We start from the raw sequence: 17,602 nt of genomic DNA on the forward strand, positions 1-17,602 counted from the left end.
CCGCCCGGCCAGCACCAGGACGACACGAAAAATCAAAGAGTTACGCCGGGATCGCGCGGATGCGACCGCCCCGGCGAGGGGAAGCGCTAGAACTGGCGGAGGTTACCACAATCCCCACCCGGCAGGCAGCCCCGCCGGGCATGGGCAAAACGCCTCAGTGCAGGCGCTTGCGGCACATCAGTTGGGCCATTTTCTCGGCATCAGGGCGCTCGACGATGCCGCGCTCGGTCACGATGACATCGATCAGGTCGGCCGGTGTCACGTCGAACACTGGATTCACGGCCTCGACATCCGCCGCAATGCGCACCCCGCCCACCTCCAGCAGTTCACTGCCAGCACGCTCCTCGATCGGGATGTCCTCGCCGCTTTCCAGCCCCATGTCGATGGTGGAGCTGGGCGCTACCACCATGAAACGCACACCGTGATGCATCGCACACACAGCCAACTGGTAGGTGCCGATCTTGTTGGCCACATCACCATTGGCCGTGATGCGATCCGCCCCGACAATCACCCAGGTGATACCCCCCACCTTCATCAGGTGAGCAGCCGCCGAGTCGGCGTTCAGGCGCACCGGCACGCCCTCATTCACCAGCTCCCAGGCCGTCAGACGGGCCCCCTGCAACCAGGGGCGAGTCTCATCGGCGTAGACCCGCTCCACCAACCCCTCCAGGTGAGCCGCACGGATAACCCCCAGGGCCGTACCGAAACCACCGGTCGCCAGGGCACCGGCATTGCAATGGGTCAGAAGTGCCTGGGGCGCCCCCTGGTGACGCCGGATCACCTCCATCCCCAGTTGAGCCATGGTCAGGTTGGCCTCGCGATCACTCTCATGGATCGCCACGGCCTCGATCTCCAGCACCACCAGCGGATCCTCCGTATCCTTCAGGCGCTCAAGGCGATCACGCATGCGGTTCAGCGCCCAGAACAGATTGACCGCCGTAGGGCGCGAGCCTGCAAGAAGCGCAAAATCCTCCTCCAGCGCCTGGCGCCAGTCACCACCGGCCGCCAACCGCTCACGCACTCCCAGCACCACGCCATAGGCTGCACTGATGCCAATGGCCGGCGCACCACGCACCACCATGTCGCGAATGGCCTGAGCCACACCCGCAGCGGAGTCGTAGGACAGCCAGATTTCCTCACGCGGCAGGAGCCGTTGATCGATCAGCCGCAGGACGCCGTCCCGCCACTCGATGGCCGTGACCTTCTCGGCCGCCAACAGTCGCTCACGCATGCCACACCTCACCCCAGTCAACTTCGCGAAAAACCGCGGATTATAGCGATGCAAGGGCGGTCTGGCTTGGCTATTCGGGTATACTCCCGCGATATTTTCCGCGCCCAGGACGCGCCACCATGCCTCACGCCCGCCTCCCCCTCGACCTGCTCCTGCTGCCCACCTGGATCGTCCCGGTAGAGCCCGCCGGCGTCGTGCTTTCCCACCACGCCCTCGGGGTGCGCGACGGCCGCATCGCCCTGATCGCCAAGCGCGAGGAAGCTCTGGCCCATCCAGCCCGCGAGGTCATCGAACTGCCCGGCATGCTGCTCGCCCCCGGCCTGGTGAATGCCCACGGCCACGCCGCCATGTCGCTGTTCCGTGGCATCGCCGACGACCTGCCGCTGATGACCTGGCTGGAGAAGCACATCTGGCCGGCCGAGGCCCGCTGGGTCGACGAGGACTTCGTCCGCGATGGCACCGAGCTGGCCATCGCCGAGCAGATCAAGGGCGGCATCAGTTGCTTCTCCGACATGTACTTCTTCCCCTCGGTGGCCAGCGAAGCCATGCACGGCGCCGGCATCAAGGCGCAGATCACCATCCCGGTGCTGGACTTCCCCATCCCCGGCGCCAACGACGCCAGCGAAGCCGTGCGCCGTGGCCTGGAGCTGTTCAGCGACCTCAAGCACCACCCCCGCCTGAAGGTCGCCTTCGGCCCCCACGCCCCCTACACCGTCAGCGATGACAAGCTGGAGAACGTCCGGGTACTGGCCGAGGAACTGGATGCCGGCATCCACATGCACGTGCAGGAAACCGCCTTCGAAGTGCAGCAGAGTCTTGAGCAGCGCGGTGAGCGCCCCATGGCCCGCCTGGCACGCCTCGGCCTGCTCGGCCCGCGCTTCCAGGCCGTGCACATGACCCAGATCAGCGATGACGACCTGGCCCTGCTGGTAGAAAGCAACGCCAGCGTCATCCACTGCCCCGAATCCAACCTCAAGCTGGCCAGTGGCTTCTGCCCGGTGGAGCGCCTCTGGCTCGCGGGTGTCAACGTCGCCATCGGCACCGACGGCGCCGCCAGCAACAATGACCTCGACCTGCTGGGGGAAACCCGCACCGCCGCCCTGCTCGCCAAGGCCGTCGCCGGCTCCGCCACCGCCCTGGACGCCCACCGCGCCCTGCGCATGGCCACCCTCAACGGCGCCCGCGCGCTGGGCATGGAGGCGGACACAGGCTCCCTGGAACTGGGCAAGGCCGCCGACATGATCGCCGTCGACCTCAGCGGGCTGGCCCAGCAGCCGGTCTACGACCCGGTATCGCAACTTATCTATGCCACCGGGCGCGATCGCGTCCGGTACCTGTGGGTGGACGGCAAGCCGCTGCTGGAAGACGGCCGCCTCACCCGCCAGGACGAAGACCGCCTGATCGCCACCGCCCGCCAATGGGGCCAGCGCATCGCCGGTCACTGAATTACGTTTGATAAAGGTGTTCACCATGAGCAACGTCGATCACGCCGAAATCGCCAAATTCGAGGCCCTCGCCCACCGCTGGTGGGACCGCGAAAGCGAGTTCAAGCCCCTGCACGACATCAACCCCCTGCGGGTCAACTGGATCGACGAACGCGTCCAGCTCGCTGGCAAGCGCGTGCTGGACGTCGGCTGCGGCGGTGGCATCCTCAGCGAGGCCATGGCCCAGCGTGGCGCCACCGTCACCGGCATCGACATGGGCGAAGCCCCCCTGGCGGTGGCCCAGTTGCATCAACTGGAATCCGGCGTCCCGGTGGAGTACCGCCGCATCACCGCCGAGGAGCTGGCAGCCGAGATGCCCGGCCAGTTCGACGTCGTCACCTGCCTGGAGATGCTCGAGCACGTTCCCGACCCCGCCTCGGTGATCCGCGCCTGCCACACCCTGGTCAAACCCGGTGGCCAGGTGTTCTTCTCCACCATCAACCGCAACCCTAAGGCGTACCTGTTCGCCATCGTCGGCGCCGAATACATCATGAAGCTGCTGCCGCGCGGCACCCATGACTTCAAGAAGTTCATCCGCCCGTCCGAGCTGGGCGCCTGGAGCCGCGCTGCCGGTCTGGCCGTGAAGGACATCATCGGCCTGACCTACAACCCGCTCACCAAGCACTACAAGCTGGCCAACGACGTCGACGTCAACTACATGGTCCAGACCCTGCGCGAGGAGTGACGACCATGCGACTGCGAGCGGTTCTCTTCGACATGGACGGCACCCTCCTCGACTCGGCGCCGGACTTCATCGCCATCTGCCAGGCCATGCGCGCAGAGCGCGGCCTGCCGCCACGGGACGAGAAATCGATCCGTGACGTGGTCTCCGGCGGCGCCCGCGCCATGGTTGCAACCACCTTCGAGATGGACCCCGAAGCCCCCGGCTTCGAAGCCCTGCGTCTGGAGTTCCTCGAACGCTACCAGCAGCACTGCGCCGTGCTCACCCGTCCTTTCGACGGCATCGAGCCGCTGCTTGCCGATATCGAGGCCGCCAAGCTCATCTGGGGCGTGGTGACCAACAAGCCGGTGCGCTTCGCCGAACCGATCATGCAGCAGCTTGGTCTGGCCCAGCGCTCGGCCGTGCTCATCTGCCCGGACCACGTGACCAACAGCAAGCCCGACCCGGAGATGCTCCACCTCGCATGCAGCCAACTGGGGCTGGAGCCGGCCAGCGTGCTGTTCATCGGCGATGACCTGCGCGACATCGAATCCGGTCGCGCCGCTGGAACGCGCACCGCCGCAGTCACCTACGGCTACATCCACCCCGACGACAACCCCCACCACTGGGGAGCCGACGTGGTGGTTGACCACCCGCTCGAGCTGCGCGCCATTCTCGACCGCGCACTCTGCAACTGCTGACCGGCGGGGGCCTGCCACGCAGCGACCCCATGCCCTGCCTTCCCATTGCCTGAAGCGAGCACCCGCAGCGCTTCGAAGGAGTCCAAGATGTTCCAGTATTCCGCCCGCCCCGACCTGCTGAAGGACCGCGTCATCCTCGTGACCGGCGCCGGTCGCGGCATCGGAGCCGCCGCCGCCAAGACCTTCGCCGCCCATGGCGCCACCGTCCTGCTGCTGGGCAAGACCGAATCCCACCTCAACGAGGTGTATGACGCCATCGAAGCCGCCGGCCACCCGCAGCCGGGCGTCATCCCCTTCAACCTGGAGACCGCCCAGCCGCACCAGTTCGACGAACTGGCCGCCCTGGTGGAGCGTGAATTCGGCCGCCTCGACGGGCTGCTGCACAACGCCTCCATCCTCGGCCCACGTACACCCATCGAGCAGTTGTCCGGCGAGAACTTCATGCGCGTCATGCAGGTGAACGTCAACGCCATGTTCATGCTCACCAGCACCCTCCTGCCCGTGCTCAAGCTCTCCAGCGACGCCTCGGTGGTGTTCACCTCCAGCAGCGTAGGCCGCAAGGGTCGCGCCTACTGGGGCGCCTACGCCGTCTCCAAGTTCGCCACCGAGGGCCTGATGCAGGTCCTCGCCGACGAGCTGGACGGCATCGCCAACGTCCGTGCCAACAGCGTCAACCCGGGCGCCACCCGCACCAGCATGCGCGCCCTCGCCTACCCCGGCGAGAGCCCCACCAACAATCCGGAACCCGAGGCCATCATGCCGGTCTACCTCTACCTCATGGGGGCGGACAGCACCGGCATCAACGGCCAGGCATTCGACGCACAGTAAGACCTTCCGGCGGCGGCCATCCAACCGCCGCCATCGCCCTGCCATTAAACCGGCGCGCCCCTCCGCAACAGGCATCAAATTGCCATCTCGCCCGTCAGACAACCGGCAACGCCTTGCCACCCCACCACTCTAGAAGCGCATAAGCGGCTGATAGAAAAGGGATTTCCCAAGGAATGTGAAACCTGGCACGGAAATAGCCTTAGGTCGGATGTCGTCGCTCGAAGCGTCAGAGGTTTCGCCAAATGGCTCACCACACGCCCACCAACACCATTGATTTCGATGCCGCCAAGCTCCAGCGCCTGGGCTATAACACGCCCACTCCGCTGCAGCCGCCGCGCCAGGTCACCCTGCTGGAGCTGCGCCGCCAGCTGACCCTGCAGCTGCAGACCAGCCTGGAAGTGGACCGCATCCTCGGCAGCTTCTTCCGCGAGGTGCAGCGCCTGGTACCGCTGGACGCGCTGGCCTACGCGCACCAGGGCAGCGATCTGCGCCTGGAATTCGGCGAGCGTGCAGCCCACTCCGCCGGCTATCGCCTGACCCATGAGGGCGAGTACCTGGGCGAACTGGTGTTCCGCCGTCGCCAGCGCTTCGAAGAGGCCGAACTGGCGCAGCTCGAATCCCTACTGGCCTGCCTGCTGTTCCCGTTGCGCAACGCGCTGCTGTACCGGACCGCCGTGCAGTCCGCCCTGCGCGACCCGCTGACCGAGACCGGCAACCGCATCGCCATGGACCAGGCCCTGCAGCGCGAGGTCGACCTGTCGCGCCGTAACCAGCAGCCGCTGTCGGTGCTGATGCTGGACATCGACCACTTCAAGCGCATCAACGACCAGTACGGCCACGGCACCGGCGACGAAGTGCTCAAGGCCGTGGCCACCACCTTGAAAGGCCGCCTGCGCAACGTCGACATGGTGTTCCGCTACGGCGGCGAAGAATTCCTCATCCTCCTCTCCAACACCTGCCGCGAGGCCGCTGCCATGGTGGGCGAGCGCCTGCGTCTGAGCGTGATGGAGATCCAGCACCTGGTGGCCGGCCGGCCGATCGAGCTGTCCGTCAGCCTGGGCTGCGCCACGCTGCTGCCGGCCGAGTCGGTGCAGAGCCTGCTGCGCCGCGCCGACAACGCCCTCTATGTCGCCAAGCGCGACGGACGCAACCGCCTGTCCATGGCCGGCTGATCCAGACGGCGGACATGAAAAAGGGGCTCATCGAGCCCCTTTTTCATTGCCTGTAACCCAGCGTCAGCGCTTGCGACCAAAGCCCGGGCGCTGGCCTTCGCCGGCCGGCGGATTGCTGCGGCGGCTCACCGGACGCTGCGGCTTGGGCTTGCGCTGCGGGCGCTCGGCGACTTCCACGGCATCACCCTGGGGGCGGGCCGGGCGCTGCGGCTTGCGACCGGAATCCTTCGGACGCTCGGCGATCGGCGTGCCACGCGACTCGCCACGCCCAGCCGGACGGGGCGCACGGGCCGGACGCTCAGCCCCCTCACCGCGCGGACGGCTCGGGCGCTCGGCCTTCTCACCACGCGGGGCGCGTACCGGACGCTCATCACCCTCACCACGGGTCGGACGCGGCGAACGCACCGGGCGCTCCGCACCTTCGCCACGGGGACGGCTCGGACGCTCGGCTTTCTCGCCACGGGGCGCACGGGCCGGACGCTCGTCCCCCTCGCTGCGGGCAGGACGCGAGCGCGGAGCCACCGGCTTGGCGGACTTGCGCTGCATGCGCTCCAGCTTCTCGCGGGACTTGGCCTTCATGGCCGGCAGGGCCACCGGGCGCAGGCCGACTTCCTCGCTGAGGATGTCCACTTCCTGCTGGCCCATCTCGCGCCAGCGCCCCATGGTCAGGTCGGAGGTGATGAACACCGGGCCAAAGCGCACACGCTTCAGACGGCTCACCACCAGGCCCTGGGACTCCCACAGGCGACGCACTTCACGGTTGCGGCCTTCCATCACCACGCAGTGGTACCAATGGTTGAAACCTTCACCGCCCGGGGCTTCCTGGATGTCGGTGAACTTGGCCGGGCCGTCTTCCAGCATCACGCCGTTCTTCAGGTTCTCCAGCATCTCCTCGGTGACCTCGCCGCGCACGCGCACGGCGTACTCGCGGTCCATCTCGTAGGAGGGGTGCATCAGCCGGTTCGCCAGCTCACCGTCGGTGGTGAACAGCAGCAGGCCGGTGGTGTTGATGTCCAGGCGGCCGACGTTGATCCAGCGACCGGAACGCAGGCGGGGCAGGCGCTCGAAGACAGTGGGGCGGCCTTCCGGGTCGTCGCGGGTGCAGACTTCGCCTTCGGGCTTGTTGTAGATCAGCACGCGGCGGACGCTCTCGGCCTCTTCCTCGCGCTTGAGCAGGCGGCCATCGACGCTGATGGCGTCATGGCTGTCGACCCGCTGGCCGAGGGTGGCAGCAGCGCCGTTGACCTTGACGCGGCCTTCGGTGATCCAGGCCTCGATGTCGCGGCGCGAGGCCAGCCCCATGCGTGCCAGGACCTTCTGCAGCTTTTCCCCTGCGGGGCTGTAATCGTCTTCGTTCATCTGGGCACCTCCCGGTGTATCGCTCGAAAAAGGTCGCGCATCATACGCGGCGGTAGTCACTGAGGCTAGCCAGACCTGGCCGGGCCGTCAGCCTTTACGCCGGCCGGTCGCCTGCAGCGCCAGCAGACGCAGGTCGGCTTCGGCCAGCACCACCAGGCGCTCGCCCTTGTCCAGCTTCTTCCAGGCCTTGATCTCGCGGCGGGTGCGGCCGCAGCCCCGGCAGACATCGTCGGAAAACTGGCACACGCCGATGCAGGGGTCCTTCATCAGGTCACCTCAGTGCAGGGTCTCGCCTTCGTCGGCGAGGGGCGTGTCCTCATCCTCCACCTCATCGGCCGTGGCAGGCTCGTCGTCAGGCGGCAGCAGGTCGTCGAAGTCGGTCTTGAGCCCCTCCTCCATGGTGTCCAGCTCGGCCAGCAGGCTGCGGAAGCTGACTTCCTCGCGGGGCTCGCCGGCAGGCTCATCGCCCAGTGCTGCGTCCGCACGGGCCTGCAGGTCGGCCGGCACCGGCGCCTCGTCATCCAGGGCCAGCTCGGGCTCCGGCTCCAGTTCGCGCAAGGCAGCCAGGGGCGGCAGTTCGTCGAGGTTGCGCAGGTTGAAGTGGTCGAGGAAGGCCTTGGTGGTGGCAAACATTGCTGGTTTGCCCGGCACGTCGCGGTAACCCACAACGCGAATCCACTCCCGCTCCATCAGTGTCTTGACGATCTGGCTGTTCACCGTGACGCCACGGATGTCCTCGATCTCACCCCGGGTGATGGGTTGCCGGTAGGCGATCAGCGCCAGGGTCTCAAGCAATGCGCGGGAATAGCGCTGCGGCCGCTCCTCCCAAAGACGCCCGACCCAGGGTGCAAAGCGCTCGCGCACCTGGAGGCGGTAGCCCGAGGCCACCTCCTTCAGCTCGAAGGCACGGCCATTGCAGGACTTGGCCAGCACGGCGAGGGCGTCGCGGATCTTCGACAGCTCCGGGCGCTCGGCTTCCTCGAACAGCTCAGCGATCCGCTCCAGCGACAGGGGCTTGCCGGCGGCCAGCAGAAAGGCTTCGAGCAGGGAAGCCAGCTCCTTGGTGTCGTTGAGGTTCATCGGTCACTCGGCTCGGGCACGGACATGGATGGGCGCGAAGGGCTCATTCTGCACCAGTTCAACCAGTTGTTCCTTGATCAGTTCGAGCACCGCCATGAAGGTGACCACCACCCCCAGCCGCCCCTCCTCCGGGGCGAACAGGTGGACGAACGGCACGAAACCGCCCCCCTTGAGACGCTCCAGCACCTCGCTCATGCGCTCGCGGGTGGACAGCGCCTCGCGGGTGACCTGGTGGCTCTCGAACATGTCGGCCCGGCGCAGCACCTCGGCCATGGAGAGCAGCACTTCCTCCAGGCTCACATCGGGCAACAGCTTGCGCGCCCGCGCCTCGGGCGCATCCACCCGCGGCACAATGAGGTCGCGCCCCACTCGGGGCAGGGTGTCCAGGCCCTCGGCGGCCTGCTTGAAGCGCTCGTACTCCTGCAGGCGGCGGATCAGCTCGGCGCGGGGGTCTTCCTCTTCCTCCTCGCTCTCGCCGGAGCGCGGCAACAGCATGCGCGACTTGATCTCGGCCAGCATCGCCGCCATCACCAAGTACTCGGCGGCCAGCTCCAGGCGCACCGACTTCATCAGCTCGACGTAGCCCATGTACTGGCGGGTGATCTCCGCCACGGGGATGTCGAGGATGTCGATGTTCTGCTTGCGAATCAGGTAGAGCAGCAGGTCCAGCGGGCCCTCGAAGGCTTCGAGGAACACTTCCAGGGCATCCGGAGGGATATAGAGGTCGACGGGAAGTTCAGTGACCGCCTGGCCATAGACCAGCGCGAACGGCAGCTCCTGCTGGGCCCCGGCCTGAGGATCGACGCCCGTCGGCTCGCCGCTCACGCCTCGGCGTCCGCCAGGAACGGAGTGGGGTCGCCACAACCGACGCGAACGATGCTCGGTTCACCTTCGGACAGGTCCACCACGGTGGAGGCTTCGACGCCGCCGTAGCCACCGTCGATGATCAGGTCCACGTGGTGCTCAAGCGCCTGGCGCATCTCATAGGGGTCGCTCATGGGCTGGGCCTCGCCGGGGAGAATAAGCGACGCGCTCATCAACGGCGCCCCCAGTTCGGCCAGCAATGCCAGGGCGATCGGGTGGTCCGGCACCCGCAGGCCAATGGTGCGGCGCTTCGGGTGCATCAGCATCCTCGGCACCTCGCGAGTGGCGTTGAGGATGAAGGTGTAGGGACCGGGGGTATGGGCCTTGAGCAGACGGAACGCTGCCGTATCGACCTTGGCGAACAGCCCGAGCTCGGACAAGTCGCGACAGACAAGGGTGAAATTGTGCTTGTCATCCAGGCGGCGAAGGCGGCGGATGCGTTCGACCGCCGACTTCTCGCCGATGAGACAACCGATGGCGTAGGAGGAGTCGGTCGGGTAGACGATCACACCGCCGCCCCGGACGATCTCCACCGCCTGCTTGATCAGGCGGACCTGAGGATTTTCCGGGTGGACCTGGAAGAACTGGCTCACATGGGCTCCCTGTTCAATGTGCCGTGCTGAGGCTGCCGAGGCTGGGTGCATGGTCAAAACGCGCCGCGAGAGGCGGCAGGTCCTCCGGAATCGGTCGGTACATGCCCAGTTCCGACCAGTCGCCTGGTGCGTGGAAGTCGCTGCCGGCAGAAACCAGCAGCCCGAACTCGCGGGCCAGGATGGCCAGTGTCCCCACCTGATCCGCCGGTTGCATGCCGTTGACCACCTCGATGGCGTGGCCGCCGGCACCGATGAAATCCGCGACCAACTTGCGTCGCTTGGTCCTAGTGAAGTCGTAATGGTAGGGATGCGCCAGGCTGATCCACGCCCCGGCGGCCCGCAGGGTCGAGACCGCATCCGCCAGGCTCGGCCAGTGCTGCTTCACATCGCCGAGCTTGCCGGCCCCCAGCCACTTGCGAAATGCCTCGGCACGGTCACGGACGTGCCCGGCACGCACCAGGAACTCGGCAAAGTGCGGTCGAGCCGGAGCATTGCCGCTGTCGCCCAGCTCGCGCTGGATGGCCCGAGCCCCCTCCAGGGCGCCCGGCATGCCCTTGGCTGCCAGCCGCCGGTCGATCTCCTCGGCGCGGGCCCAGCGCCCGTGGTGCAGGTCCGCGATGGCCGCGACGAGCGACGGCGCATCGGCGCGGAAGCCGTAGCCAAGCACATGAATGGTCGCCCCACCCCAGGTACAGGACAGCTCCACGCCGTTGATCAGCCGCAGGTCCAGACGAGCAGCGGCCGCGCGAGCCTCCGGCAACCCTTCGAGGGTGTCGTGATCGGTCAACGCCAGCACCCGGACGCCCCGTTCATGGGCGCGCGCCACCAGCGCGGCGGGCGCCAGGGCGCCGTCGGAGGCTGTGCTGTGACAGTGCAGATCGATGTGCATGAGGCGCGCTTTCGCTGGAGAAATGGTTTGTTATTATGCCGCCACATCCCGCTTCTGGCTGCTGCCGTGAAACAATTCATCGACTTCGTCCCCCTCGTACTCTTCTTCATCGTCTACAAGCTCGAACCCCGTGCCATCGAACTCGCCGGCCACAGCGTCATGCTGGGCGGCATCTTCAGTGCCACCGCCGTGCTCATCGCCAGCTCCATCGTTGTCTACGGCGCGCTGTTCATCAGCCAGCGCCATCTGGAGAAAGGCCAGTGGCTGACCCTGGTGGCCTGTCTGGTGTTCGGCGGCCTGACCCTGGCCTTCCACAGCGAGACCTTCCTCAAATGGAAGGCACCGGTGGTCAACTGGCTGTTCGCCCTGGGCTTCGCTGCCAGCCACTTCATCGGCGACCGCCCGCTGATCCAGCGGATCATGGGCCATGCCGTGAGCCTGCCGCAGCCGATCTGGGTGCGCCTGAACCTGGCCTGGATCGTGTTCTTCCTGGTCTGCGGTTTCGCCAACCTGTTCGTAGCCTTCACCTTCCAGTCCATCTGGGTGGACTTCAAGGTGTTCGGCAGCCTGGGCATGACGCTATTGTTCCTCGTGGGCCAGGGCATCTTCCTGGCTCGCCACATGCATGATTCCGAACCGGACAAACCGCAAGAATAAGGACTCCCATGCTCTACGCGATCATTTCCACCGACGTTGCCGATTCCCTGGAGAAGCGCATGGCTTCCCGCCCCGCCCACATCGCCCGCCTGGAACAGCTCAAGGCGGAAGGCCGCCTGGTGCTGGCCGGCCCCCACCCGGCGGTGGACAGCAACGACCCGGGCAGCGCCGGCTTCACCGGCAGCCTGGTGGTCGCCGAGTTCGAATCCCTGAGCGCCGCGCAGACCTGGGCCGAGGCCGATCCCTTCCGCCTCGCCGGAGTCTATGGCCAGGTGGTGGTCAAGCCGTTCAAACAGGTATTCCCCTGATCGCGGCGCCGCCGCCAGCCCCAAGGAATCCGCACATGCGCCAGGTTCCGCTGCCCCTTCTGTTCGCCTTCGCCCTGTCAGCCAACCTGGCCCATGCCGAAGACCCTGTCACCACCGCCCCACCGCCGTCCCAGGCGGTGGAGCCGGCGCCCGCGGTGAATCCGCTGGCGGCGGAGCTTGCCCAACTGACCCAGCGACTGGCCGAAAGCGAGCGGCAGCGGGAGGCCCTGGCCGCCCAGTTGGCCGACCGCGGCAACGCCAGCGAGCAGGACGGCGCGCAATTGACCCGCCTGCGCCAGGAAAACCAGCGCCTCAAGCTGCAACTGCGCGAAGTCCAGGCCAACCGCAACCCGCCCCTCGTCAGCGAGGAGCAGATGTGGTTCGCGGTGGGCGGCGGAGCCTGCCTGCTCTCGTTGCTGGCCGGCGCCCTGCTGCGTGGCAGCCGCCGCCAGCCGCGCCAATGGATCAACTGAAGACGACCTCCGCGACATGAGCGAACTGCTGCTTATCGACGACGACCAGGATCTCTGCGAGCTGCTGATCAGTTGGCTCTCCCAGGAGGGCTTCAGCGCCCGGGCGTGCCACGACGGCATCTCCGCGCGCACCGCGCTGGCGGGCCACACCCCCGCCGCCGTGGTGCTGGACGTGATGCTGCCCGACGGCAGCGGGCTGGAGCTGCTCAAGCAACTGCGCAGCGACCACCCCGAACTGCCGGTGGTAATGCTGTCGGCCCGGGGCGAACCCCTGGACCGCATCCTCGGCCTGGAGCTGGGCGCCGACGACTACCTGGCCAAGCCCTGCGACCCCCGCGAGCTGACTGCCCGCCTGCGCGCCGTGCTACGGCGCAGCCAGGGGCCTTCTCAGTCCAGCCAACTGGAGCTGGGCGACCTGTGCTACAGCCCGATTCGCGGCGTTGTCAGCGTAGGGGCTCACGAAGTCAGCCTCACCCTCTCCGAAGGCCGCCTGCTGGAAGCCCTGCTGCGCCAGCCTGGCGAACCGCTGGACAAGCAGGAGCTGGCGCAACTGGCTCTGGGTCGCAAGCTGACCCTGTACGACCGCAGCCTGGACATGCACGTCAGCAACCTGCGCAAGAAGCTCGGCCCCCACGCTGACGGCCGCCCGCGCATCGTCGCCTTGCGCAGCCGGGGCTACTACTACGCCGTCTGACCTGCACCCCACCTGCACGATCCTTTACCCAAGCTTTACCCAGGGCTGACCGCCCTTGACCTTGCGCTCCCTAGACTGGGCTCATCCGGCAACCGGCCGGCTCAAGAGACAAGGAGACAGACCATGCGCAAGACTATCGCCGCCCTGCTGTTCGCAGCCGCCCTGCCCACCGTCGCCATGGCCATGCCCGAAGGCGGCCCGCGTGGCGAGCCGGGCTTCGGCGGCCCAGGTGGCCACGGTGGCCCGCACCTGTTCAAGGAGCTGGACCTGACCCGCGAGCAGCGCCAGAAGGTCGGCAAGCTGATGGGCGAAAGCATGAAGGCCCGCCAGGACATCACCCGCAAGTACCTGGACAAGCTGCCCGAGGCCGAACGCAAGGCCATGGAGGCCGAGATCAAGGCCAGCGAAGACAAGAACCGCGCCGACATCCGCGCTCTGCTGACCCCGGAGCAGCAGAAGGACTTCGACGCCCAAGTGAAGAAGATGGACGAACGCCGCGCCGAGCGCGCCGAATTCGAGGCCTGGAAGGCCCAGCGCGCCCAGAAGGCCCAGTAACCGACCGTAACCGGTCATCGAACCCACCCGGCGTCCACCGGGTGGGTTTCGTCGTTGAAAGGAGCACCCCGTGCGTTCACTGTTCTGGCGCATCCTCGGCGCCTTCTGGCTGGCTCTGGCCCTGGTCGCCGGCCTCTCCCTGCTGCTTGGCCGCGCACTGAACCAGGATGCCTGGATCCTCAGCCGCCACCCTGCGTTGCAGGGCCTGGCAGAGAGCCTCGTGCAGCGCTACGAGGTCAACGGCCGTGGCGAGGCCCAACGCTTCCTCGAACAGTTCAAGCGCCGCGCCCGCATCGACGTGCAGATCCTCAACGACAACGGCCAGCCCGTGGTGCGCGGCACCTTCCCACCCCGCGCCGCCGCCTTCGAAGCGCGCCAGCACGACGGTCACCTGCCGTGGCGCCGCATCACCGAGGAGTACACCAGCCCGCGCAGTGGCGAGAACTTCCTGCTGATCTACCGCATCCCCTTCCCGGAACTGGAGGCCTGGCACCGTGGCAGCCTGTTCTGGCCCCTCAGCGCCCTGGGCATCGCCCTGGTGGTGCTGACGCTGTTCAGCCTGATGCTCACCCTCTCCATCACCCGCCCCCTGGGCCGCCTGCGCAGCGCCGTGCATGACCTGGGGCAGACCGCCTACCAGCAGGACAGCCTGTCTCGCCTGTCACGACGACGGGACGAGTTGGGTGTCCTGGCCGGTGACTTCAACCGCATGGGCCAGCGCCTGCAGGGGCTCATCGGCAGCCAGCGGCAACTGCTGCGCGACGTTTCCCACGAACTGCGCTCGCCCCTGGCCCGCCTGCGGGTGGCGCTGGCCCTGGCCGAACGGGCACCCGCAGCGGAGCGTGAAAGGCTCTGGCCACGACTGGCCCAGGAGTGTGACCGGCTGGAGGCGCTGATCAGCGAGATTCTCGCCCTCGCCCGCCTCGATGCCGAACCCGGCGCACGCCACGCCATCGCGCTCCGGCCTCTGCTGGAGAAACTCAGGGAAGACGCCCGGCTGCTGGTGCCCGAGCAGGAGGTGCGTATCCACTGCGAAGGCAAACCGCAGCTAAATGGCTGGCCGGACATGCTGGAGCGCGCGCTGGACAACCTGCTGCGCAACGCCCTGCGCTTCAGCCCGGCCGGGCAAGCGGTGGAGATCGAGGTAAAGGCGCTGCCCCAGCAGTTGACGATCAGCGTGCGCGACCACGGCCCTGGTGTCGCCGCCGATCACCTGGCCCAACTAGGCGAGCCCTTCTTCCGCGCGCCGAACCAGAGTGGCGCCGGGCATGGCCTTGGCCTGGCCATCGCCCGCCGCGCCGTGGAGCGCCACGGCGGTAGCCTGACCCTGGCCAATCACCCACAGGGCGGCTTCATCGCCACCCTGTCATTGCCGACTGCCTGATCGGCGGCCTCGCTATCAACGGGCCGCTGATCAGCCCCAGGTGCTGACGAAGTCCGTCGGCGCCAGCTCCGGCGCAGCCCGGCGCTCGCCCTCGACGCTGCCGAGGTAGAGGAAGCCCACCACCTGCTCGTTGTCCGCCAGGCCCAGCCCCTGAGCGACGGTGCGGTCATAGGCCATGTCGCCGGTGCGCCAGATGGCCCCCAGGCCCTGCGCGTGGGCCGCCAGCAGGATGCCGTGGGCCGCGCACCCGGCAGACAACAACTGTTCCGACTCCGGCACCTTGTGGCCGGCCTGCAGACGCGCCACCACCACCACCAGCAACGGCGCACGCAGCGGCATGCCCCGGGCCTTGGTCAGAGCCGCCTCGGGGGCGGCCGGGTCCTTGGCCAGCACGGCAGAGGCGAACAGCTCGCCGAGCTTCTCGCGGGCACTACCCTCGATGGTGAGGAAGCGCCAGGGGCGCAGGTAGCCATGGTCCGGCGAACGCAGGGCCGCACGGAACAGGTAATCACGCTGGACTGCGTTCGGTGCGGGCTCCTGCAGCCGGGCCAGGGATACACGGTTGAGCAGAGCGTCGAGAGCCTCCATCGGCCACCTCCTGAGTTCGGGAAGCCGGCATTCTAGCCGATATCCCGCCCCGCTCAGGCCACCCGGTCAGGGCTCACGCGCGGTTGCAGCGGTGGCGTCAGCGGAGGCAAGCCATAGGCTGCGCGCGCCTTGTCGCAGTGGGGGTTGTGCTGGCCATCCTCCCAGGAGGCCGTGAACTCCCGGCAGGTGCTGGAACGCTGCTCGTAGGTGGTGCAGCGCACGCCGCAACCCACCTCGCCCATCAGGCTGATGCAGCGCACCGGCCGGCTCTCGGTACCGAGCATGGCAACCAGATGGTGACTGACCTGGACGACCCGATCATCCGGCACGACACCACCGGCGGACTGGCATTCACCCCAGAAGAAGGACACACGAAAGTGCGCGCAGCAGGCGCCGCACGTAAGGCAGGGATTGTCAGCGGACATTTGGAGAGGAGGCTCAGAAAACCGGCACGGGCCGGCACCTGGCCGGCCATTCTATTCAGCGCCCTTGCCCTGTAAAGACCCCGGATGCGGAGTGTTTCACAGCAGCGAAAGAGGCCAGTAGAATGCCGCCCTCCCGTCCTCGACCGACTCTCCCATGGCCCTGTCCACGCTGCGCACCATCGGTTTCATCATCGGCCTGTTCCTCATCACGCTGGCGGTCAGCATGGTGGTGCCGATGCTGGCCGTGCTCGCGTTCGAGCGGACCGACGACATCGGTGCGTTCAGTTGGTCCAGCCTGATCACCTTCATCGTCGGCCTGGCCCTGGTGGCCCCGGGGCGCCCGGAGCACCTGCACATGCGCCCGCGGGACATGTACATGCTCACCACCGCCAGCTGGGTGGTGGTGTGCATCTTCGCCGCGCTGCCGATGGTGCTGATCCAGCACATCAGCTACACCGACGCCTTCTTCGAGACCATGTCGGGCATCACCACCACCGGCTCCACCGTCATCACCGGACTCGACCATGCCTCACCAGGCCTGCTGCTGTGGCGCTCGATGCTGCAATGGCTCGGTGGCATCGGCTTCATCGGCATGGCGGTGGCGATCCTGCCGCTGCTGCGCATCGGCGGCATGCGCCTGTTCCAGACCGAGTCCTCGGACTGGGGTGAGAAAGTCATGCCGCGCTCGCACATGGTGGCTAAGTACATCCTGGTGGTGTACATCGCCCTGACACTGCTGGGCATCCTGGCCTTCTGGCTCGCCGGCATGACCCCGTTCGACGCGGCCAACCACGCCATGTCGCTGATCTCCACCGGCGGCTTCTCCACCTCGGACAACTCCATCGCCAACTGGAAGCAGCCGGCCGTGCACTGGGTCGCGGTGGTGGTGATGATGGCCGGCAGCCTGCCCTTCACCCTCTACGTCGCCACCTTGCGCGGGCACCGCAAGGCCCTGCTGAGGGACCACCAGGTGCGCGGCTTCGTCGGCTTCCTTGTGGCGACCTGGCTGTTCTTCGGCACCTGGCTGTGGCTCAACTCCGACTACAGCTGGCCGGACGCCTTCCGCATCGTCGCGGTCAACGTCACTTCGGTGGTCACCACCACCGGCGTCGCCCTGGGCGACTACACGCTGTGGGGCAGCTTCTCGGTGATGCTGTTCTTCTACCTGACCTTCGTCGGCGGCTGCTCCGGCTCCACCTCCGGCGGACTGAAGATTTTCCGCTTCCAGGTGGCACTGGTGATGCTGCGCACCAACCTCAAGCAACTGGTACACCCCCGCGCAGTAATCCGCCAGAAGTACAACGGGCACAACATCGACGAAGAGATCGTCCGCTCGCTGATCACCTTCTCCTTCTTCTTCACCATCACCATCGGGGCGATCGCCCTGGGCCTGTGCCTGGTGGGCCTGGACTGGACCACCGCCCTCACCGGCGCCGCCACCGCCGTGTGCAACGTGGGACCGGGTCTGGGCCCGACCATTGGCCCGGCCGGAAACTTCTCCACCCTGCCGGACTCGGCCAAATGGCTACTGACCATCGGCATGCTGCTGGGCCGGCTGGAAATCCTCACCGTGCTGGTGCTGTTCACCCGGGGTTTCTGGAAACACTGAGCCGGGATCGACTACACCTGAATCAGGCGCCCGTGGACAGGCGGCGG

Annotated in this window: 21 protein-coding genes; 12 read left to right on the forward strand and 9 right to left on the reverse strand. The window is 67.2% G+C overall.

Annotated elements, in window-relative coordinates; genetic code table 11:
- Positions 1 to 154 precede the first annotated feature (154 nt).
- Positions 155 to 1,231, reverse strand: a complete 1,077-nt coding sequence (gene mtnA, locus A7D27_RS12630) for an S-methyl-5-thioribose-1-phosphate isomerase (protein WP_069560946.1) — start codon at positions 1,229 to 1,231, stop codon at positions 155 to 157.
- Between the two features lie 119 nt (positions 1,232 to 1,350).
- Between mtnA and A7D27_RS12635 the strand changes: the two genes are divergently transcribed.
- The 5 genes from A7D27_RS12635 to A7D27_RS12655 all read left to right on the forward strand — a co-directional run bounded on the left by A7D27_RS12635 (position 1,351) and on the right by A7D27_RS12655 (position 6,077).
- Complete coding sequence (locus A7D27_RS12635) at positions 1,351 to 2,676, forward strand: TRZ/ATZ family hydrolase (protein WP_069565095.1); 1,326 nt, start codon at positions 1,351 to 1,353, stop codon at positions 2,674 to 2,676.
- A gap of 25 nt (positions 2,677 to 2,701) precedes the next feature.
- Positions 2,702 to 3,400 carry a bifunctional 2-polyprenyl-6-hydroxyphenol methylase/3-demethylubiquinol 3-O-methyltransferase UbiG gene (gene ubiG / locus A7D27_RS12640; protein ID WP_069560948.1) on the forward strand — a complete coding sequence of 233 codons (699 nt, stop codon included), beginning with the start codon at positions 2,702 to 2,704 and terminating at the stop codon, positions 3,398 to 3,400.
- Complete coding sequence (gene mupP, locus A7D27_RS12645; protein WP_170832293.1) at positions 3,397 to 4,077, forward strand: N-acetylmuramic acid 6-phosphate phosphatase MupP; 681 nt, start codon at positions 3,397 to 3,399, stop codon at positions 4,075 to 4,077. The genes ubiG and mupP overlap by 4 nt, the downstream gene beginning before the upstream one ends.
- An 87-nt stretch (positions 4,078 to 4,164) precedes the next feature.
- On the forward strand, positions 4,165 to 4,905 hold the full coding sequence (locus A7D27_RS12650; protein ID WP_069560950.1) for a YciK family oxidoreductase: 741 nt from the start codon (positions 4,165 to 4,167) through the stop codon (positions 4,903 to 4,905).
- Between the two features lie 242 nt (positions 4,906 to 5,147).
- Positions 5,148 to 6,077 (forward strand): GGDEF domain-containing protein, encoded by a 930-nt coding sequence (locus A7D27_RS12655; protein ID WP_069560951.1) that lies wholly within the window; start codon positions 5,148 to 5,150, stop codon positions 6,075 to 6,077.
- A 63-nt stretch (positions 6,078 to 6,140) separates the two neighbouring features.
- Here A7D27_RS12655 and rluB read toward each other — a convergent pair whose 3' ends face one another.
- The 6 genes from rluB to A7D27_RS12685 form a co-directional block, all read right to left on the reverse strand.
- Complete coding sequence (gene rluB, locus A7D27_RS12660) at positions 6,141 to 7,436, reverse strand: 23S rRNA pseudouridine(2605) synthase RluB (RefSeq protein WP_069565096.1); 1,296 nt, start codon at positions 7,434 to 7,436, stop codon at positions 6,141 to 6,143.
- An 87-nt stretch (positions 7,437 to 7,523) separates the two neighbouring features.
- Positions 7,524 to 7,703: a DUF1289 domain-containing protein gene (locus tag A7D27_RS12665; protein WP_044408754.1), complete on the reverse strand. Its 180-nt coding sequence runs from the start codon at positions 7,701 to 7,703 to the stop codon at positions 7,524 to 7,526.
- A gap of 9 nt (positions 7,704 to 7,712) precedes the next feature.
- Entirely contained in the window at positions 7,713 to 8,516 is an 804-nt protein-coding gene (scpB, locus tag A7D27_RS12670) for an SMC-Scp complex subunit ScpB (protein ID WP_069565097.1), read from the reverse strand.
- Between the two features lie 3 nt (positions 8,517 to 8,519).
- Positions 8,520 to 9,218: a ScpA family protein gene (locus A7D27_RS12675; protein WP_165665613.1), complete on the reverse strand. Its 699-nt coding sequence runs from the start codon at positions 9,216 to 9,218 to the stop codon at positions 8,520 to 8,522.
- A 119-nt stretch (positions 9,219 to 9,337) separates the two neighbouring features.
- Positions 9,338 to 9,973, reverse strand: a complete 636-nt coding sequence (locus tag A7D27_RS12680) for an L-threonylcarbamoyladenylate synthase (RefSeq protein WP_069560955.1) — start codon at positions 9,971 to 9,973, stop codon at positions 9,338 to 9,340.
- A 13-nt stretch (positions 9,974 to 9,986) separates the two neighbouring features.
- Positions 9,987 to 10,862 (reverse strand): PHP domain-containing protein, encoded by an 876-nt coding sequence (locus A7D27_RS12685; protein ID WP_069565098.1) that lies wholly within the window; start codon positions 10,860 to 10,862, stop codon positions 9,987 to 9,989.
- Positions 10,863 to 10,928: 66 nt separating this feature from the next.
- Here A7D27_RS12685 and A7D27_RS12690 point away from each other — a divergent pair, with 66 nt between their 5' ends.
- The 6 genes from A7D27_RS12690 to A7D27_RS12715 all read left to right on the forward strand — a co-directional run bounded on the left by A7D27_RS12690 (position 10,929) and on the right by A7D27_RS12715 (position 14,933).
- Positions 10,929 to 11,519 carry a septation protein A gene (locus A7D27_RS12690; protein WP_069560957.1) on the forward strand — a complete coding sequence of 197 codons (591 nt, stop codon included), beginning with the start codon at positions 10,929 to 10,931 and terminating at the stop codon, positions 11,517 to 11,519.
- A gap of 8 nt (positions 11,520 to 11,527) precedes the next feature.
- Positions 11,528 to 11,827: a YciI family protein gene (locus A7D27_RS12695; protein WP_069560958.1), complete on the forward strand. Its 300-nt coding sequence runs from the start codon at positions 11,528 to 11,530 to the stop codon at positions 11,825 to 11,827.
- 35 nt (positions 11,828 to 11,862) lie between these two features.
- On the forward strand, positions 11,863 to 12,300 hold the full coding sequence (locus A7D27_RS12700; RefSeq protein ID WP_069565099.1) for a hypothetical protein: 438 nt from the start codon (positions 11,863 to 11,865) through the stop codon (positions 12,298 to 12,300).
- A 16-nt stretch (positions 12,301 to 12,316) separates the two neighbouring features.
- Positions 12,317 to 12,994 carry a response regulator transcription factor gene (locus tag A7D27_RS12705; RefSeq protein WP_069565100.1) on the forward strand — a complete coding sequence of 226 codons (678 nt, stop codon included), beginning with the start codon at positions 12,317 to 12,319 and terminating at the stop codon, positions 12,992 to 12,994.
- Positions 12,995 to 13,117: 123 nt separating this feature from the next.
- The gene (locus tag A7D27_RS12710) at positions 13,118 to 13,549 is read left to right on the forward strand and encodes a Spy/CpxP family protein refolding chaperone (RefSeq protein ID WP_069565101.1); all 432 of its coding nucleotides are present in this window, start codon (positions 13,118 to 13,120) and stop codon (positions 13,547 to 13,549) included.
- A 70-nt stretch (positions 13,550 to 13,619) separates the two neighbouring features.
- A complete protein-coding gene (locus A7D27_RS12715) occupies positions 13,620 to 14,933 on the forward strand; it encodes a sensor histidine kinase KdpD (protein ID WP_069565102.1) in 1,314 nt (437 codons plus the stop codon).
- 30 nt (positions 14,934 to 14,963) lie between these two features.
- On the opposite strand, the gene A7D27_RS12720 is transcribed toward A7D27_RS12715, so the two are convergent.
- Both A7D27_RS12720 and A7D27_RS12725 read right to left on the reverse strand, forming a co-directional pair.
- Positions 14,964 to 15,521 carry a nitroreductase family protein gene (locus A7D27_RS12720; protein ID WP_069565103.1) on the reverse strand — a complete coding sequence of 186 codons (558 nt, stop codon included), beginning with the start codon at positions 15,519 to 15,521 and terminating at the stop codon, positions 14,964 to 14,966.
- A gap of 53 nt (positions 15,522 to 15,574) precedes the next feature.
- Positions 15,575 to 15,946 carry a YkgJ family cysteine cluster protein gene (locus tag A7D27_RS12725; RefSeq protein WP_069560964.1) on the reverse strand — a complete coding sequence of 124 codons (372 nt, stop codon included), beginning with the start codon at positions 15,944 to 15,946 and terminating at the stop codon, positions 15,575 to 15,577.
- Positions 15,947 to 16,100: 154 nt separating this feature from the next.
- On the opposite strand from A7D27_RS12725, the gene A7D27_RS12730 reads away from it, so the two are divergent.
- Positions 16,101 to 17,555 (forward strand): TrkH family potassium uptake protein, encoded by a 1,455-nt coding sequence (locus A7D27_RS12730; RefSeq protein ID WP_069560965.1) that lies wholly within the window; start codon positions 16,101 to 16,103, stop codon positions 17,553 to 17,555.
- Positions 17,556 to 17,602 lie beyond the last annotated feature (47 nt).

The organism is Pseudomonas sp. 1D4, from assembly GCF_001728925.1.
Lineage (GTDB): Bacteria > Pseudomonadota > Gammaproteobacteria > Pseudomonadales > Pseudomonadaceae > Metapseudomonas > Metapseudomonas otitidis.

What these genes read in the sequence shown, in the direction of transcription:
- A7D27_RS12725 (WP_069560964.1), bottom strand. Translation starts at nt 15,946, where the DNA reads ATGTCCGCTGACAATCCCTGCCTTACGTGCGGCGCCTGCTGCGCGCAC.
- A7D27_RS12730 (WP_069560965.1), top strand. Translation starts at nt 16,101, where the DNA reads ATGGCCCTGTCCACGCTGCGCACCATCGGTTTCATCATCGGCCTGTTC.
- ubiG (WP_069560948.1), top strand. Translation starts at nt 2,702, where the DNA reads ATGAGCAACGTCGATCACGCCGAAATCGCCAAATTCGAGGCCCTCGCC.
- A7D27_RS12635 (WP_069565095.1), top strand. Translation starts at nt 1,351, where the DNA reads ATGCCTCACGCCCGCCTCCCCCTCGACCTGCTCCTGCTGCCCACCTGG.
- A7D27_RS12695 (WP_069560958.1), top strand. Translation starts at nt 11,528, where the DNA reads ATGCTCTACGCGATCATTTCCACCGACGTTGCCGATTCCCTGGAGAAG.
- rluB (WP_069565096.1), bottom strand. Translation starts at nt 7,436, where the DNA reads ATGAACGAAGACGATTACAGCCCCGCAGGGGAAAAGCTGCAGAAGGTC.
- A7D27_RS12720 (WP_069565103.1), bottom strand. Translation starts at nt 15,521, where the DNA reads ATGGAGGCTCTCGACGCTCTGCTCAACCGTGTATCCCTGGCCCGGCTG.
- A7D27_RS12655 (WP_069560951.1), top strand. Translation starts at nt 5,148, where the DNA reads ATGGCTCACCACACGCCCACCAACACCATTGATTTCGATGCCGCCAAG.
- scpB (WP_069565097.1), bottom strand. Translation starts at nt 8,516, where the DNA reads ATGAACCTCAACGACACCAAGGAGCTGGCTTCCCTGCTCGAAGCCTTT.
- mtnA (WP_069560946.1), bottom strand. Translation starts at nt 1,231, where the DNA reads ATGCGTGAGCGACTGTTGGCGGCCGAGAAGGTCACGGCCATCGAGTGG.
- A7D27_RS12705 (WP_069565100.1), top strand. Translation starts at nt 12,317, where the DNA reads ATGAGCGAACTGCTGCTTATCGACGACGACCAGGATCTCTGCGAGCTG.
- A7D27_RS12700 (WP_069565099.1), top strand. Translation starts at nt 11,863, where the DNA reads ATGCGCCAGGTTCCGCTGCCCCTTCTGTTCGCCTTCGCCCTGTCAGCC.
- A7D27_RS12665 (WP_044408754.1), bottom strand. Translation starts at nt 7,703, where the DNA reads ATGAAGGACCCCTGCATCGGCGTGTGCCAGTTTTCCGACGATGTCTGC.
- A7D27_RS12650 (WP_069560950.1), top strand. Translation starts at nt 4,165, where the DNA reads ATGTTCCAGTATTCCGCCCGCCCCGACCTGCTGAAGGACCGCGTCATC.
- A7D27_RS12710 (WP_069565101.1), top strand. Translation starts at nt 13,118, where the DNA reads ATGCGCAAGACTATCGCCGCCCTGCTGTTCGCAGCCGCCCTGCCCACC.
- A7D27_RS12685 (WP_069565098.1), bottom strand. Translation starts at nt 10,862, where the DNA reads ATGCACATCGATCTGCACTGTCACAGCACAGCCTCCGACGGCGCCCTG.